The following is a 16121-nucleotide window of genomic DNA, read 5'->3' as shown; positions in this document are numbered from 1 at the left end:
GTATTGCACAGGGCTTGAAGCCTGTGATGATCCTGTAGATACTCTGTTGGCGGTCAAGCTTTTCTAAGGTGTTCAGAGCTGAAAAGCTTGGCCGTATCAAATGGTTCATCGCCGCGCATGCATGCCCATATGCCCGTCAGGTACTTGCGCATGACAGCGGCGATCGCTTGCATTTTTTTCTTCCCCCTGCTGACCAGCGATTCATAAAAGGCCTTCGCGTAAGGATCGCAGCGCACCGCCGTCAACGCAGGCATGTACATGGCTGCCCGTAAATAGGCATTCCCGCTTTTGCCGAGCCGACCAGGTTTATCAATGCTTGTCCCCGACTGTGTCTGTCGAACATCTAGACCAGCATGACGAGCGACCTGAGAGGACTTGAGCATTTGAGGAAGGGTGGTCAGCTCAGCCAAGGCAGCAAGTGCCGAGACTTCTCCCATTCCCGGGCCCGCTAGTAACTGCTTGTACTGCCGGTTAAGCGTCGGACACTGAGCGATCAACTCACGTCCGGCCTTGCGGAAACGCTCAATGCGATTGTCCAAAGTGGCAATCGCTTCCTCTTGATCTTCGATCAGCATCGACACGGTCGTAGCGGTCGCCTGCAATGCATGCAGTTCATTCTTCGCCCTGGTGCGGTGCCCGACCAGACGATTGATGTGCCGGCCAAGAGCCCTCAGCTCAAGCTGTACGGAGCTTGGCGGTGTCCACAAGCGCGGTGTCATACGTTCACCGTACTCGGACAGCAACTGAGCATCTATCGAGTCAGTTTTACTGTTCACCAGCATCAGCTTGGCGAAATTATGGAAGCTCTTGGGGTTGATCACCGAAACAGGAAGGTCGGCAGCATGCAGCTCAAGGGCCAGGTCCAGGTAATAGATTCCGGTCGCCTCCATCACGATCGACTTGGGCTTGAGCGCCTGCAGCTTTTTCACCGCTGCCTTACGACCCGCAGGGGTCTGAGCGATATCCCACTGTCCAGCGGGACGCCCATCTTTACGCACCCCAACGATCGACGTACGAGAACCAATATCCAGGCCCACACAGACATTCATTCTTCCCACTCCCAAGCGAGTTAGGTAACAATGGCCTCCGGTTCCCCGACCTCGAACTTCATGCCGCTGCAACCTTGTAATGCGAAGTCCGACTTGTCGGCTTCTCGATACTCTTCGTAGTGGGCAATGAGGCGGGGGGCCTCTCTACAGACAAGGTCAGGGGCAAACCCTGCCTTCAGGAGCGATCGGCCTCCCCGGAAGTGCTTCTATAGCCTGACGAGAATAACCTCTCTCATCAGGCTAGGCACAACATACAAGGAGCTGGCTTGCCGGCGAATGGGCTGCGCAGCAGCCCCAGGCTTCTCAGCGATAGCGCTCAAGCCAGTGCGCATACGGCGCCGGCAAGGTCCAGGAGGCTTTCTCCACCCCCAGTTCCTTGGCCGCAAAGTACGCCCAGTGCGGGTCGGCCAGGTGCGCACGCCCTACCGAAACCAGGTCCAGCTGGTTTGCCTGCAACGCGGCCTCAGCCAGCTGCGGTGTGCCAAAGCCCCACGCCGAAGTCACCGGCAGCTTCGCCTCGCGGCGCACACGCTCGGCAATCGGCCCCATGAACGCCGGGCCCCACGGGATGTTGGTCTCGGGAATGGTGAAACCGACACTTACGCTCAGCAGGTCAAGGCCGCCAGCCTTGAAGCGGCGCGCCAGTTCGATCGACTCTTCCAGGGTCTGCTCGTCGCGGCCATCGTATTCCAGCACACCAAAGCGCGCGGTCAGCGGCAGGTTCTCTGGCCACACTTCACGCACCGCAGCCAGGGTTTCCAGCAGGAAGCGGCTGCGGTTGTCGAAGCTGCCACCGTAGGCATCGGTCCGCTTGTTGGTGTGCTCGGAGAAGAAGCTCTGGCCCAGGTAGCCGTGGGCAAAGTGCAGTTCGATCCATTCGAAGCCGGCATCACGCGCACGGCGGGCGGCATCGACGAAGTCCTGCTTGACCCGGGCAATGTCGTCCAGGGTCATTTCGCGTGGCACTTTCGGCAGGTTCGCGCCAAAGGCAATGGCAGACGGGGCGATGGTTTCCCAGCCGCGCGCGTCGTCGGCGGCAATGTGGTCGTCACCCTCCCACGGGCGGTTGGCGCTGGCCTTGCGACCGGCGTGGGCGATCTGGATGCCCGGCACCGAACCTGCAGCCTTGATGGCCTGTACCACAGGTACGAACGCCTGGGCGTGGGCATCGCTCCAGATACCGGCACAACCGGGGGTGATGCGACCTTCCGGTGCCACCGCCGTGGCCTCCACCACCAGCAGACCGGCACCACCACGGGCCAGGCCGGCGTAGTGCACGTGGTGCCAGTCGTTGATCATGCCGTCTTCAGCCATGTATTGGCACATTGGCGGAATGGCGATGCGGTTACGCAGGGTGACGTCTTTGAGGGTATAGGGCTCGAACAGGGCGGACATGGGAAACTCCGGGTTCATCTGAATACTGTTGTTCGATCATAATCGAACTATGGCAATTAGTGAAACCCCCGTTATCATGTCGGCCATGCGAGCCTATAAACATCCCAACGCTGAAGACCTGATCCTTGAACGCCTGCTCTATGCGCTCAGCGACCCCGTGCGCCTGGAAATCGTCCGCCACCTGGCCGGCGTTGCCGAGGCCAGCTGTGGCGAGCTGGACGGGGGGCGGCCCAAGTCGAGCATGTCGCACCACTTCCGCGTGCTACGTGATGCGGGGTTGGTGCATACCCGCAATGTGGGGACGACCCATATGAATTCATTGCGCAGTGAAATGCTGGGCGAGCGGTTTCCCGGGCTGCTGGAGTGCATCCTGCGCCAAAGATGATTTTGCCGCAGGCCCCGGGGGTAGTGATGAGCCCGTGGGCCCATCAATACGTCGAACCGCCGCTCAAAGGCCCGAACAGGCAAAAAAAAACCACGAGGTTTCCCCCGTGGCTTCTTTCACGACAATGGCCGATTACAGCGCCATGTCGTTCTCAGGCTTGCTTTCAACCGGCTCGCTGGCCGCGCCACCGAAATCGACGCTGGCGTCGATCACTGGCGGTTTCTCCAGCTGCAGTACTTCAGCGGTATAGTTCCACTCTTTCTGGGTGGCCGCCGCCGAATCGTTCAGCTTGGTGCCGTAGCTCGGCACGATCTGCTTGATCTTGGCCTGCCACTCTGGGGTAGCGACCTTTTCCTTGAATACGGTTTCCAGCACGGTCAGCATGATCGGCGCAGCAGTCGAAGCACCCGGCGATGCCCCCAGCAGGCCGGCAATGGTACGGTCTTCGGACGCGACCACTTCGGTGCCCAGCTTCAGCACGCCGCCCTTCTCGGCATCACGCTTGATGATCTGCACACGCTGGCCGGCCTGCCACAGGCGCCAGTCTTCCTTCTTGGCATTCGGGAAGTAGGTGCGCAGGGCTTCGAAGCGGTCATCGTCAGACAGCATCAGCTGGCCAGCGAGGTACTCCACCAGCGGGTACTGCTCGATACCGACCTTGGTCATCGGCCACACGTTGTGGGTGGTGGTGCTGCTCAGCAGGTCCAGGTACGAGCCGTTCTTCAGGAACTTGGTCGAGAAGGTGGCAAATGGGCCAAACAGGATCACGCGCTTGCCGTCCAGCACGCGGGTGTCCAGGTGCGGTACCGACATGGGTGGCGCGCCAGTCGAGGCAATGCCGTAGGCCTTGGCCATGTGCTGCATGGCAATGGTCGGATTCTCGGTCACCAGGAACGAGCCACCCACCGGGAAGCCTGCGTATTCCTTGGCTTCAGGAATGCCCGACTTCTGCAGCAGCTTCAGTGCGCCGCCGCCGGCACCGATGAACAGGAACTTGGCATCGGTAGCCGATTCGGTACCGTCCTTCAGGTTCTTGTACTCGACGTGCCAGGAGCCGTCCTTGTTGCGGGTGATGTCCTGCACTTCGCTGGACAGCTTCAGGTCGAACTTGTCCTGGGTCTTCAGGTGGCCGACCATCTGGCGGGTGATCTCGCCGAAGTTGACGTCGGTGCCGATTGGCGTCCAGGTCACGGCCAGCTTCTGGTTCGGGTCGCGCCCTTCCATCATCAACGGGACCCACTTGGCGATCTGCGCGTGGTCCTCGGAGTACTGCATCGGGCGGAACAGCGGGCTGGCCTGCAGCGCGTCGTAACGCTTTTTCAGGAACTTGATGTTGTCATCGCCCCACACGAAGCTCATGTGCGGAGTGGTGTTGATGAACGAGTGCGGGTTCTTCAGCACGCCCTGGCGAACCTGCCAGGCCCAGAACTGACGGGAGATCTGGAAGGCTTCGTTGATTTCGATGGCCTTGGAGATATTGACGTTGCCGTCTTTGTCTTCCGGGGTGTAGTTCAGCTCGGCCAGCGCGGAGTGGCCGGTACCGGCGTTGTTCCAGCCGTTGGAGCTTTCTTCAGCCACGCCGTCCAGGCGCTCGACCATTTCCATCGACCAGCTTGGCTCCAGCTCGTGCAACCACACAGCCAGGGTGGAGCTCATGATGCCGCCGCCAACCAGCAGCACGTCTACTTTTTTGGTTTCTGCGGCGTGCGCTTGCATGAAGCTCGCAGCGACAGCCAGACCCAGCAAGGTCTTGCCAGCTTTCTTGAACATTGATCTATTCCAGTCAGGAGAACGGAGGGAGGGCCTGTGGCTGGCCCAGGTGTTCCGTGTTCTTCAGCGCAGGCTTGTTGTTGATCATTGTTCGGCAGCCAGAGAACCAGAAAACGACTCGGCCTTTTGTCGAATTGACCGACAGGGCTGAATCGTTTTTCTGATTGTATCCGAAATGCCAGCGCAAACAAATTGCCGGTCCTCGCGTCAAGGTGACGGGTTGTCCCAGGGTATACCCGCAAACTTTGCAATGATTGCAGTATTCTCTCGGCGCCCCTACTATTGCGATCATTTCTCATTCGCACCATTATGCGCTCGCGCCGGATGCCGCCGTGGTTTCGATCCCAGAGCTGAACACCTCGCTCCATACCCTGTACCACAGCCACTCGCGCTGGTTGCTCGGCTTTCTGTACCGCCGCCTGGGCAGCCGCTGCGATGCCGCGGACCTTGTGCAGGACACCTTCGTGCGCATCCTCAACCGCCCAAGGCAGTTCGACGGTGCACGCGGCGAGCGCTCGTACCTGGCGACCATTGCCCGCGGCCTGTGCGTGGACCACTGGCGCCGGCAAAAGCTTGAACAGGCCTGGTTGCAGCAATTGGCCTTGCAGCCCGAGGCACTGCAGCCCTCCCCCGAACAGCGCGCGATCATTGTCGAGACCCTGCACGAGGTGGACGCCATGCTGCTGCGTTTGCCGAGCAAGGTGCGCCAGGCATTCCTGCTGGCGCAGATCGATGGCCTGGCCTACCCCGATATCGCCGCGCACATTGGCGTGAGCGAACGCATGATCAAGAAATACCTGGCCCAGGCGTTTCTGCATTGCGCCATTCTTGAAGCCGAACTCGACGGCTTGCTGGTGGAGTGACGCCATGACCGCGCCCGCGCAAAAACTCAGCCACGCCAGCCTGCAGCAGGCCGCGCACTGGTACGTGCAGTTGCAGGACGAAAACGCCGCACCGCAGTTGCACACGCAGTGGCAACACTGGTTTGACCAGCACGGCGACCATCAGGCGGCCTGGCACTATGTTCAACGGGTCGGCCAGCGTTTTGCCCCATTGCAAGCCGAAGGCGCCGCCGCGGGCCGGGCACTGCGTGAGCACGACGCGCGGCGCTTCAGCCGGCGCACCGGGCTCAAGTCGCTGCTGGTGCTTGGCGCCAGCTCGCTGCTTGGCTGGCGGGCGTGGCACGGTGCCCCGCTGTCGGGCTGGGATGCCGACATGGCCACCGGCATCGGTGAAATCCGCAAAACCCGCCTGGCCGATGGCAGCCAGTTATGGCTGGGGGCGCAAAGTGCTGTGGACCTGGAATTCTCCACACTCAGCCGGGTACTGAAGCTGCGCTTTGGCGAGCTGCTGGTGGAAACCGCCCACGACCCGCGCCGCCCCTTCTTCGTCGACACAGCGCAAGGGCGCATGCAGGCGCTGGGCACGCGCTTTGCGGTGTGCCAGCAGGGGGAGCGCACCAGGCTGGATGTGTACGCGGGCGCCGTGGAGGTGTGCACGGCTCAAAGCGGTGAGCGCTGCATCGTGGCGGCGGGCCAGCAAGTGGACTTCAGCGCCCGGGGCATCAGCAACGCCCGCCCGGCGCAAAGCGCGGGCGAGTCGTGGATTTATCAACGTCTCAATGCCGAAGACATGCCATTGGCGCATTTGCTGCAAACGCTGGGGCGCTATCGCCACGGGCACCTGGGTTGGCACCCGGATGTCGGCAAACTGTCGGTGATGGGCGCCTTCCCGCTCAACGATACCGACCGCGCACTGGCCTTGTTGCAAGCGGCGTTGCCGGTGCGGGTGCAGCGGCTGACGCCGTGGTGGGTCACAGTCGAGCCGGTTTGATATCGCTACATCGCGCTGGATTTTTCGCGGGCATGCCCGCTCCCACAGGTGCAGTGTGAACCCGCAGCTTGCGTAGTACCTGTGGGAGCGGGCAAGCCCGCGAAGCAGGCGACACGGTATTTGGATCCAGCTGTGCCGGTGCTGGCAAATTCGTTGGAGCCGGTCAAAAAATCTTCCAACCCGGTTCCCTTTTTCCAATCTCGTTCGGTTAACCCGGCATAGCCCTCCCAACTCACCCTTTCGATCCCAGAGACCAGCATGCCGACGCCCTTCCACCCCGCGTTCCGCCTGGCGCTTGCCGCGCCACTTTCGCTTTTTGCCGCCGCGCCACTGATGTTACCGGCAACCCTGGCCCACGCTGAACAGGCAACCAACGCCGAAACCCGCTTCAACATCGCGCCCGGCTCGCTCACCAGCGCACTCAACCAGTTCAGCAGCCAGGCCGGTATCTACCTGGCCGGCAGCAACGAACTGGCCGCCGGCAAGACCAGCCTGGGGCTGCAAGGCCGCTTCAGCGTCGCCCAAGGCCTGGCCCGGCTACTACAGGGCAGCGGCCTGCAAGCCGTGCCCCAAGGCAGCGCGGGTTATGTGCTGCAACCGCTTGCCGATGGCACCGCCCTGCAACTGGATGCCACGTCGATCAACGCCGCTACCCTGGTCGCCAGCAACGGCCAGGGCGATAGCGGCTACCGTGCCGTCGCCAGTGCCACCGCCAGCAAAACCAGCAGCGCCCTGGCCGACACCCCGCGCTCGGTCTCGGTGGTCACCCGCCAGCGCATGGACGACCAGCAATCGCAAACCCTTACCGAGGTGCTGGGCTATGTCCCAGGCATTTTCTCTCCGCCGTTTGCCGGCGGGGATGGCCAAGCGGGTGACCTGTTCTTCATCCGTGGCTTCAACGCCACCGACTATGGCTATGGCCTGCTGCGCGATGGCCTGCGGGTGCAGGGCAACCGCTACGATACCAGCAGCGAACCCTACGGCCTGGAGCGGGTGGAAGTGTTCCGCGGCCCCACTTCGATCCTGTATGGCGAAAACGCCCCGGGTGGCGTGGTCAACCTGGTCAGCAAGCGGCCTACTGCCGAAGCGCGCGGCGAAGTGCAACTGAGCTACGGCTCGCATAACCGCCGCCAGTTGGGCGTCGACGTTTCCGGCCCACTGACCGATGAGGGCAATATCCTCGGCCGCCTGGTGATGATGGGCCGCAAGTCCGACACCCAGGTCGACCATCAGCCCGATGACCGCATGTACATCGCGCCATCGCTGACGTTGAACTTCGACGACTTCAACAGCCTGACCCTGCTGGCCACCTACCAGCGCGACCGCACCTTGATGGAGCTTGGTTACCCGGCCGCTGGCACCCTGCTGCGCAACCCCAACGGCAAGATCGACAAGGACCAGTTGTCCGGCAACCCGGACTGGGACAACTTCGAACGGGAAACCTGGAGCCTGGGCTACGAGTTCAGCCACCGCTTCAACGACACCTGGCAGTTCCGCCAGAACTCGCGCTACATGCAGTCGCGCATCGACCGCCAGGAAACGTGGCCAGGCAGCCTGAACAACGGCGGCTTCGGCACCACCCTGAGCAACACGGCCTACGACCGCTACAACAAGTCCATCGCCTACTCGCTGGACAACCAGTTCGAAGGCCACTTCACCAGCGGCGCGTTCGACCATACCTTCCTGATCGGAGCAAGCCTGGACCGCACGTCGTTCAACCAGGATTGGGACGCGGGCAATGGCGGCACCATCAATGTGTTCAACCCGGTCTGGAACGGCAAGCCAAGCACGCCCCTGCATGTGCAGAACGCCTTGCTCGATCAGACCATGTACGGCCTCTACAGCCAGCTGCAAACCAAGGTGGACAACTGGGTGCTGCTGTTGGGCGGGCGACTGGACCGGGTCAACAGCCGGTTCCGCAACAAAGCCGGCACCCTTAACGCACAAGCCGACATGAACAGTTGGGACAGCAAGTTCACCTGGCAGACCGGGGTGATGTACCAGTTTGAAAACGGCCTGTCGCCGTACTTCAGCTACTCCACCGCCTTTGCCCCGACCCAGCAGACCGAAAGCAAGAGCGGCCCGCTGGACCCGACTACCAGCGAGCAGTACGAAGTGGGTATCAAGTACGAGCCCAAAGGCTGGAACACCGCCTTCACCGCATCGGTGTACGACCTGCGCAAGAAGGACGATGTGCTGTTCGATTCCGCCGTGGGTGACTATCGCCAGATCGGTGCCAGCCGGGCCAAGGGCGTGGAGCTGGAACTTAACAGCGATCTGAGCGAAAACCTCAACCTCACCGCCGCCTACACCTACACCGATTCGCGCATTACCAAGGACGTGGCCGGGTCGCTGTATGAAGACCACCAGATGACCGGCGTGCCACGCAACCAGGCGTCGGTGTGGAGCACATATCACTTCCGTGACGGCCTGCTCAAAGGCTTGCAGATCGGTGGCGGCGTGCGCCACTTCGACAGTACCTTCGCCTATACCCCGGCAAGCCTGTACGGCAAGCTGGACACCGGTGACGTGACGCTGGTGGATGCCAAGGTGGGCTATGAAATCGACGAAAACTGGTCGGTAGAAGTCAACGCCCGCAACCTGTTCGACAAAGAGTATGTGGCAGGCTGCAACAACGCCGGCCGTTGCTACTGGGGTGAAGAGCGCACACTGCTGGGAACCGTGTCGCTGCGCTGGTAAGTGGCCCACAAACAAAAGCCCCCGGCCATTTACATGACCGGGGGCCTTGGATCACGTCGCAAGCGTCGCGATCAGGGTACCGCCAAGATTACTGCTGCTGAGGCAGTTTATCGATCGGGCCGCAGCCACCGATGATCTTGGAGATGGAAACCGAAGGGTGGAACAGGTAGTCGTAAGTGCAGTTTTTCGGTTGGTTGTAAACTTGGCCAGTGCAACCCGACAGCAGGGCAACACCCGAGACAACAGCAACGGCTACGGTGGCCTTGAACAGCTTTTTCATACAAAGTCCTTTAAATGAATCATCTTCGGCCATCTTCTGATGGCCGCGGGATGATACAGACTCCACCCATTGGATCCAAGTCGTACCTGGCACAAGTTCGTTGCAATTGTGCAACAACAGGTTGAAAAGCGCGCCTTTGGCGACGATAGTTCAGGGCATTGCCTTCGTCATGCCCAACAGGAACTCACCATGCTCGGCGTCACCGACTACGGCGCATTCGTCATCGCCTTCATCATTCTGCTGGCCATCCCCGGCCCGGGCAATTTTGCCTTGATCACCTCCACCGGCAAGGGCGGTATCAAGGCTGGCCTGGCTGCGACACTTGGGGTGATCGTGGGTGACCAGGTGCTGCTGTGGCTGGCAGTAGCGGGCGTCGCCACCCTGCTGGCCACCTACCCTACGGCTTTCCACATGGTGCAATGGGCCGGCGCTGCGTACCTGGCTTACCTGGGCCTGCGCATGCTCCTGAGCAAGCCCGGTGGTGCTGCCCACGCCTGCCGCATGGACAACGGCCAGTACCTGCGCCAGACCATGATGATCACCCTGCTCAACCCCAAGGCGATCATGTTCTACATGGCGTTTTTCCCGCTGTTCGTCGACCCGGTGAAGCACCAGGGGCTAGTGACGTTCGGTTTCATGGCTGCGACGGTGGCAGTGGTGACCTTCGCGTACGGGCTGATTGCCGTGGTGCTGACCCATCAGCTGGCTGAACGCATGCGCGCCAACCCACGAATCAGTCATCTGTTCGAGCGGCTGGCAGGGGCTTGTCTGGTAGGGTTTGGTATCAAGTTGGCGGCGATGCGCTGAGCAAGGCCGCGGCACAGTTTGTGGGTCAACTCTGGCGACGCATGAACTCTGCAAAAAGCGGTACGGTGAAATCCAGCACACCATGATCGGTGCTGTAGGCCATGCCTTTGGCGATGACCTTGGCTCTTATAGGGCCAAGTGACGATTGGGTTCGGCCCATGGCCTTGGCGATATCACCTACCGCATAAGGCCCATCGCCAAGCTGCGACATGGCTCTGACGAAAAGCACTTCGCTGGGTGTCAACTGGTCGATACGCACCCTGAAGAAACCTGCATCCAGCAACGCCAGGGTTTCCGAGTAGGATTGAACGACATCATCCAGCGATATCTCTGGCCCCTCGGCACAGTTCCACGCCGTGGACGCCCACTCTTGCAAAAAGAACGGATAGCCCTTGGTACGCACGACAATCTCTTGCAAGGCGGCCTCTGCAATGGATGCCTCCTCGTCCAGGATCGGCTTGAGCACGGCCTTGGCAGCAGCATCGGCATCAAGTGCATTGATTTCCGGATACAGGAACAGCCGCTCTGCATAGGATTTCGCCTCACCTGCCAACCGCGCGACCTGAGGCAGCCCGGCACCCACAAGCAGCACCGGCAGGCCTTCCTGAGACATTTTGTGCATGGAGACAATCAGGGCCCTAAGATCGGCCTCACTCAGGTACTGGACTTCGTCGATCAACAGAATCCAGCCTTTGCCTGCGGCCTGGGCCGCACGCCCGATAACGTTGAACAGGTCTGGCAGGTCGTATTGAAGATTGCCACTGTCCGCAAGGCCGGGCTCTGGCTCTACACCCACTTCCACACCGGCGATATCGATCTTGAAGATGGAGGCAAACCCACGCAGGCCCTTCAGCCCCCGATTTGCAATTTGCTTGGCGGCTTCCACGGTGGACAGAGAGCGCATGACCTTGCGCATTTCCGGGTAAAGAAGGCGCGCAAGGCTTTCCTCTTCCGGCGACTCGACCTTAGAGACCAGCAAGCCCGTGTGCTCTGCAATTTTCCCGACTTCGTTCAAGAGCACCGTTTTGCCAGTCCCTCTCAAGCCAAGCAGCATCATGGAGCGCGCGCTGCGCCCGTTGATAGCCCGCCCACACGAAACGCGCGCGTGCTCAAGCACCACATCGCGGCCTGCCAGCTCAGGCGGTCTGCTGCCGGCGCCGGGTGCGAAAGGGTTGCGGTACGGGTCCATGGGCTGCCTCCAGAGAACGGTTATAGCAATAGATAGCGAAGTCTAGCGATTTTCGCTATCTATGAGTAGATTTCGGTAGCGTTTGCCATTCGGCGCTGCAAATCAGCCCCCGTCCTACAGCTTGAACTCAGAATTATTCCCTTCCTTGTAGGGCGTTTCCCAAACATACTGGCAACCCGCTCAAACTGTTGCGACGGATCCGGTCGCGCTCTAGTCTCGGCTTGTCGTTGCAAAATCAACGGCCGGCTTTGACAGGCCGACGATTTCCCGCACACGTGCACTGTTTATGGCGGCTGTACGTGGGGCACCGTCGTGTGCGCCGAGTTACTCCGGGATCCTCGGTCTGTCAACCCATGTACAGCTGCCACCCTCTTGTTTGACAGCAAGCTTGCGGCAGCTCCAATGATCCTGGAGATGTGTATGCGCAAGATGGTCCCTGATCCACCCTACTCCCTCGATTCCACCCAAGCCCTGCAAGACACCCTGGTCCAGTCCTCAGAGTACGTACTCTGCGCCCTGTCCGTCGCCCGCCAATCTGTGCAACTCAAGCCTACTGCCCACAGTTCGATTGTGATGCAGGCCGTCATCCATGAAATGGAGGAGGTACAGAGCCTGGTGGAGTCGGCATTGATGCAATTGCAGATGCGGCCGCACTTACCCAGTGAGCCGTACAACTTGCACTAGCAGGCCAGGCCTCTTCGCGGCTAAAGCCGCTCCCACAGGGTTATCTCCGCCCTAAGGCACTGCACAGCACCTGTGGGAGCGGGTTCACCCGCGAAGAGGCCAGCCCAGGCAACCCAGAACCCAGGGAAACAAATCAATGCCCACCGACAACACACAAGAACCCACCACAGTCGGCAAGACCTGCTTCTACCAAGGCGAAAACAACACCCACCCGCTGTTCCGCATCGAACCCGGCATCCCCTGCCAGGACGCCCGCGAACAGGCATCCGAACTGATGGGCTACGTGCGCGACCTGATCATCACCGGCCTGATGGACGGCGACCATAAACTGATCTGGGCCTCGCACTACCTCAGCGCGATGGCCAAGGCGCTGCTGGATGATGCTGAATTGGGGATGATGAAAAAGTAAGGCACAACGATGACGCCTCTGGAAGCGCAGAGTATCCAGGGGTTTCATCTATCGCGACTCGCCGCAAACAGACTCCAAAGCGCTCGACTGGCGACAAGGTTGCGACATCTTCCACGTCTATGTAGTCCGTTTCCGAAGCTCATACCAACCCCCCTCCAACCGTTGCCAGCACCCAGCTTGCGCCCTAGCCTGATCAGGTCATCGCCAATTCATAAACTGACGATGACAGGCGGACATCACTCCGATGTGCCTCTTTTCGTGGCAAGTACCACATCCGAGTAGGACTGCAAAAAAACGGATCAGCACATAGCCATTAATCGCGCCAAGCAAATCCTTGATGTTATACGAGGTAAACAACGATGAGCGACACATTCACCGCCGAAGACATGCCCATCCTTGAGCTCGATTTGAGCAATACCAAACGCTTCGAGGCCTCCCGGTTTCTGAACAGTCCCGAAACCATCGCGGCTTTTCTGGCGGAGGCAATGAAGGCTAACGACGCGCAAACTCTGATGCATGCCTTGGGGGAAGTGGCAAAAGCCAAGGGCGTGAATCAGTTTGCGCAAGACGCAGGCGTGAATCGTGAGTCGCTTTACAAAACGTTGAAGGGCGGCGATAAAACTCGTTTCACTACTATTCAAAAGCTCATGCTTGCCTTGGGTGTAGAGCTCACTGTCAGACCGCTCAAGAAGTTCCCCGCTTCCTCATAGGCTCGCCTCGCGCAATTGGGGCTGCTGACTTCAAACTATTTAGCGACGCACAACGAAAAAGCCCCTGAAAGCTTTCGCTTTCAGGGGCTTCATCTTGTATGGCGGAGAGATAGGGATTTGAACCCTAGGTACTGTTGCCAGTACAACGGATTTCGAATCCGTCCCGTTCGACCACTCCGGCATCTCTCCAATTCCGCGCATCATACCAGCGTTCTTTTAAAACGCAAACCTTTTTTTAAAAAAAATCGCGTGGTATCAGGCGCTTGCGTGAACGCGCCGCTTACAGCGGCACGCCCAGGCGCTTGGCAACTTCTTCGTAGGCTTCGATCACGTCGCCCAGGCCCTGACGGAAGCGGTCCTTGTCCATCTTCTTGCGGGTTTCTTTGTCCCACAGGCGGCAGCCGTCCGGGCTGAACTCGTCGCCCAGCACGATCTGGCCGTGGAATACGCCGAACTCCAGCTTGAAGTCGACCAGCAGCAGGCCAGCGTCATCGAACAACTTGGTCAGCACCTCGTTGACCTTCAGCGACAGCTTTTTCATTTCGACCAGCTGCTCGGCGGTGCCCCAGCCGAACGCGACAACGTGGGATTCGTTGATGAAGGGGTCGCCCTTCTCGTCGTTCTTCAGGAACAGTTCGAAGGTGGACGGCTCCAGCTTGATGCCCTCCTCCACGCCCAGGCGCTTGACCAGGCTGCCGGCAGCGTAGTTACGCACTACGCATTCGACCGGGATCATGTCCAGCTTCTTCACCAGGCACTCGTTGTCGCCCAGCAGCTTGTCGAACTGGGTCGGCACGCCGGCTTCTTCCAGTTTCTGCATGATGAAGGCGTTGAACTTGTTGTTCACCGTGCCTTTGCGGTCGAGTTGTTCGATGCGCTTGCCGTCGAACGCCGAAGTGTCGTTACGGAACAGCAGGATCAAGCGGTCGGCGTCGTCGGTCTTGTAAACCGATTTGGCCTTGCCGCGGTAGAGTTCGTCGCGTTTTTCCATGATTGGGCTCCGCTTGCTTGAGGTGTTGGGCTAGGCGATTTCGCGCCAGTCGAGCCCGTGTTCCTGATTCGCCACCTGGAGCCAGTCCGGGTCGCACCCTAAGGTGTCGACGAAGCACTGGCGGGCCAAGTGTGGCAGGTTGTTCTTGCTGCTGAGGTGGGCCAGCACCAGGTGTTGCAGGTTGCTCCAGCCCAACTCGTGCACCAGGCGCGCGGCCTGGTGATTGTTCAAATGCCCTTGCATGCCGCCTACCCGCTGCTTCAGGAAGACCGGGTAGTGACCGCGTGCCAGCAGGTCGCGGCAGTGGTTGGCCTCGATCAGCAGTGCATCCAGGCCCTGGTAACGTTCCAGCAACAGTGCGTCGTACGAGCCAAGGTCGGTCAGCATGCCGAAGCGCCGCTGGCCGTCACTGATCACGTATTGCAGCGGCTCGTAGGCGTCGTGCTCGACCCGCGCTGCGGTCACTTCCAGGCTGCCGATACGCAGGCTTTGGCCACACGCGAGAAAACCGGCCACCTCCACCGGCTTGCGCATGCCGCGCAAGGTCCCTTGGCTGAGGTAGACCGGTACATTGTAGCGCCGTGACAGCAAGCCGACCCCATGCACGTGGTCGGCATGTTCGTGGGTGACCAGTACCGCGCTGAGCTGGGCCGCCGAAACGCCGAGCAGCGCCAGGCGCCGCTCGGTTTCACGCAGGGAAAAGCCGCAATCGACCAGGATGAACGTGTCACCACTGGCGATCAGCGTGCCGTTCCCTTGGCTGCCGCTTCCGAGTACCGCGAAGCGCACTTAGCCCAGGTGGTCCTGAATGGCGCTCAGCACGCGGCGGGCGACATCGGCCGGAGCCACGGTGTTGATGTTTTTCTCGACCGTGACCTGCACGCTCTCACCCACCTTGCTCAGGCGAACCTGATAGCGCTCGGCACGGGCTTCACGCTCTTCCTTGGTCGGCTCGCTGCCGAACATGCGGCCGAAGAAGCCAGGCTGGTTCTGCTTGTCGTCAGGCTTTTCCGACAGGTTGATGTAGTACAGGCCCAGGCTGCGGTTGATGTCTTCGACACGCCACTCGCCACCCTGCTCCAGGGCACGGCCCACGCCAGACCAGGCGCGGTCCAGGTCGGAGCCCAGGTACAGCACCGGGTTGCCGCTGCCGTCTTCGCTCAGGCTGACGCGGCTTGGCGCATCGAAATCGCGCGCGGCCAACAGCGACACCGAACCGCCTTTCTCGGCGCTGCGGTTCATGCTGGCAAGCATTTCGTCGACCAGCAGGGCATCGGCGCCGGTGTTGCTGGACGTGGACGGGAACCCTGGCTCGGCAGTGCTGCCGGCCGGGCGCTCGACGCTGACCACGTATACCTCGGAGGTGTTGCGCTGCACGCCAGGCTCCATGCGCACACGGACGCGCACTTCGCTGTCACCGCTGCTGGCGGTGCTGGCCAGGCGCTGGCCAAGCGATGCCGACAGTTCGTCGAAACGCTGCCAGGTGGTGTTGAATTCACCGGTCTGCGGGCGCTCTTCAGCAATGCGGAAGCCGTTATCCTCGAAGAACTGGCGGGCCACTGGCCACACCTCGGCAGGCGAATGCTGGGCCAGTACCCAACGGCTGCTGCCGCTGCGCTGCAGGCTATAGTCGGTTACCTGGGCGGCGCCACCGGTCAACGGCTGCGGGCGCGGCACTTCGAACTCGCCAGCGACGTTGTCGTCAGCGACGTTACGCGGGATCGGCAGCAGCGGGTCAAGGCGTTTGACGTTGCTAGCGTCCGGCGGCAGTTGCATCGGCGCGGTCGGGTGCGCCTGCAGGTAATCGCTGCCGCGGTCGCGGAAATAGCCATCCTCGCCCCACAGCCAGCCACACCCACTGGTGCTGGAGATAATCAGGGCAAGGGCGGAAAGACCAGCCAATCGCTTCATGCGGTGTA

Annotated in this window: 16 protein-coding genes and 1 tRNA gene; 8 read left to right on the top strand and 9 right to left on the bottom strand. The window is 60.7% G+C overall.

Going from position 1 to position 16121, the window contains the following annotated elements; all coding sequences use genetic code 11:
- Positions 1-53: 53 nt before the first annotated feature.
- A complete protein-coding gene (locus PP4_RS06095; RefSeq protein WP_016497900.1) occupies positions 54-1049 on the bottom strand; it encodes an IS110 family RNA-guided transposase in 996 nt (331 codons plus the stop codon).
- 303 nt (positions 1050-1352) lie between these two features.
- The gene (gene xenA, locus PP4_RS06090; protein ID WP_041167628.1) at positions 1353-2444 is read right to left on the bottom strand and encodes a xenobiotic reductase XenA; all 1092 of its coding nucleotides are present in this window, start codon (positions 2442-2444) and stop codon (positions 1353-1355) included.
- A 49-nt stretch (positions 2445-2493) separates the two neighbouring features.
- On the opposite strand from xenA, the gene PP4_RS06085 reads away from it, so the two are divergent.
- Positions 2494-2829, top strand: a complete 336-nt coding sequence (locus tag PP4_RS06085; protein ID WP_016488623.1) for an ArsR/SmtB family transcription factor — start codon at positions 2494-2496, stop codon at positions 2827-2829.
- A gap of 132 nt (positions 2830-2961) precedes the next feature.
- On the opposite strand, the gene mqo is transcribed toward PP4_RS06085, so the two are convergent.
- Positions 2962-4599, bottom strand: a complete 1638-nt coding sequence (gene mqo, locus PP4_RS06080) for a malate dehydrogenase (quinone) (protein WP_016498351.1) — start codon at positions 4597-4599, stop codon at positions 2962-2964.
- 332 nt (positions 4600-4931) lie between these two features.
- On the opposite strand from mqo, the gene PP4_RS06075 reads away from it, so the two are divergent.
- From PP4_RS06075 to PP4_RS06065, 3 genes are all read left to right on the top strand, one after another.
- Positions 4932-5462, top strand: coding sequence for a sigma-70 family RNA polymerase sigma factor (locus PP4_RS06075; RefSeq protein WP_041167627.1), 531 nt, complete (start codon positions 4932-4934; stop codon positions 5460-5462).
- Between the two features lie 4 nt (positions 5463-5466).
- Positions 5467-6432, top strand: a complete 966-nt coding sequence (locus PP4_RS06070; RefSeq protein WP_016498349.1) for a FecR domain-containing protein — start codon at positions 5467-5469, stop codon at positions 6430-6432.
- 258 nt (positions 6433-6690) lie between these two features.
- The gene (locus PP4_RS06065; protein WP_016498348.1) at positions 6691-9132 is read left to right on the top strand and encodes a TonB-dependent siderophore receptor; all 2442 of its coding nucleotides are present in this window, start codon (positions 6691-6693) and stop codon (positions 9130-9132) included.
- 88 nt (positions 9133-9220) lie between these two features.
- Here PP4_RS06065 and PP4_RS06060 read toward each other — a convergent pair whose 3' ends face one another.
- Complete coding sequence (locus PP4_RS06060) at positions 9221-9412, bottom strand: YhfL family protein (protein WP_003254720.1); 192 nt, start codon at positions 9410-9412, stop codon at positions 9221-9223.
- Positions 9413-9601: 189 nt separating this feature from the next.
- Between PP4_RS06060 and PP4_RS06055 the strand changes: the two genes are divergently transcribed.
- Positions 9602-10219: a LysE family transporter gene (locus PP4_RS06055; protein WP_016498347.1), complete on the top strand. Its 618-nt coding sequence runs from the start codon at positions 9602-9604 to the stop codon at positions 10217-10219.
- A gap of 25 nt (positions 10220-10244) precedes the next feature.
- Here the strand turns inward: PP4_RS06055 and PP4_RS06050 are convergent, their stop codons facing one another.
- Positions 10245-11408: an ATP-binding protein gene (locus PP4_RS06050; RefSeq protein WP_016498346.1), complete on the bottom strand. Its 1164-nt coding sequence runs from the start codon at positions 11406-11408 to the stop codon at positions 10245-10247.
- A gap of 420 nt (positions 11409-11828) precedes the next feature.
- Here PP4_RS06050 and PP4_RS06045 point away from each other — a divergent pair, with 420 nt between their 5' ends.
- The 3 genes from PP4_RS06045 to PP4_RS06035 all read left to right on the top strand — a co-directional run bounded on the left by PP4_RS06045 (position 11829) and on the right by PP4_RS06035 (position 13211).
- Positions 11829-12092 carry a hypothetical protein gene (locus tag PP4_RS06045; protein ID WP_016498345.1) on the top strand — a complete coding sequence of 88 codons (264 nt, stop codon included), beginning with the start codon at positions 11829-11831 and terminating at the stop codon, positions 12090-12092.
- A gap of 136 nt (positions 12093-12228) precedes the next feature.
- Positions 12229-12501, top strand: a complete 273-nt coding sequence (locus tag PP4_RS06040; protein ID WP_016498344.1) for a DUF3077 domain-containing protein — start codon at positions 12229-12231, stop codon at positions 12499-12501.
- A 359-nt stretch (positions 12502-12860) separates the two neighbouring features.
- Positions 12861-13211 carry an addiction module antidote protein gene (locus tag PP4_RS06035; RefSeq protein WP_016498343.1) on the top strand — a complete coding sequence of 117 codons (351 nt, stop codon included), beginning with the start codon at positions 12861-12863 and terminating at the stop codon, positions 13209-13211.
- A 99-nt stretch (positions 13212-13310) separates the two neighbouring features.
- Here PP4_RS06035 and PP4_RS06030 read toward each other — a convergent pair.
- The 4 genes from PP4_RS06030 to bamC all read right to left on the bottom strand — a co-directional run bounded on the left by PP4_RS06030 (position 13311) and on the right by bamC (position 16113).
- Positions 13311-13400 (bottom strand) — tRNA-Ser (locus tag PP4_RS06030).
- A 91-nt stretch (positions 13401-13491) separates the two neighbouring features.
- Positions 13492-14202, bottom strand: a complete 711-nt coding sequence (gene purC / locus PP4_RS06025) for a phosphoribosylaminoimidazolesuccinocarboxamide synthase (protein ID WP_016498342.1) — start codon at positions 14200-14202, stop codon at positions 13492-13494.
- Between the two features lie 30 nt (positions 14203-14232).
- Positions 14233-14991, bottom strand: a complete 759-nt coding sequence (locus PP4_RS06020; protein WP_016488635.1) for an MBL fold metallo-hydrolase — start codon at positions 14989-14991, stop codon at positions 14233-14235.
- A complete protein-coding gene (gene bamC / locus PP4_RS06015; RefSeq protein WP_016498341.1) occupies positions 14992-16113 on the bottom strand; it encodes an outer membrane protein assembly factor BamC in 1122 nt (373 codons plus the stop codon).
- Positions 16114-16121: the final 8 nt, after the last annotated feature.

It is taken from the genome of Pseudomonas putida NBRC 14164 (assembly GCF_000412675.1).
Lineage (GTDB): Bacteria > Pseudomonadota > Gammaproteobacteria > Pseudomonadales > Pseudomonadaceae > Aquipseudomonas > Aquipseudomonas putida.
This window is presented reverse-complemented; position numbering and strand designations above follow the sequence as displayed.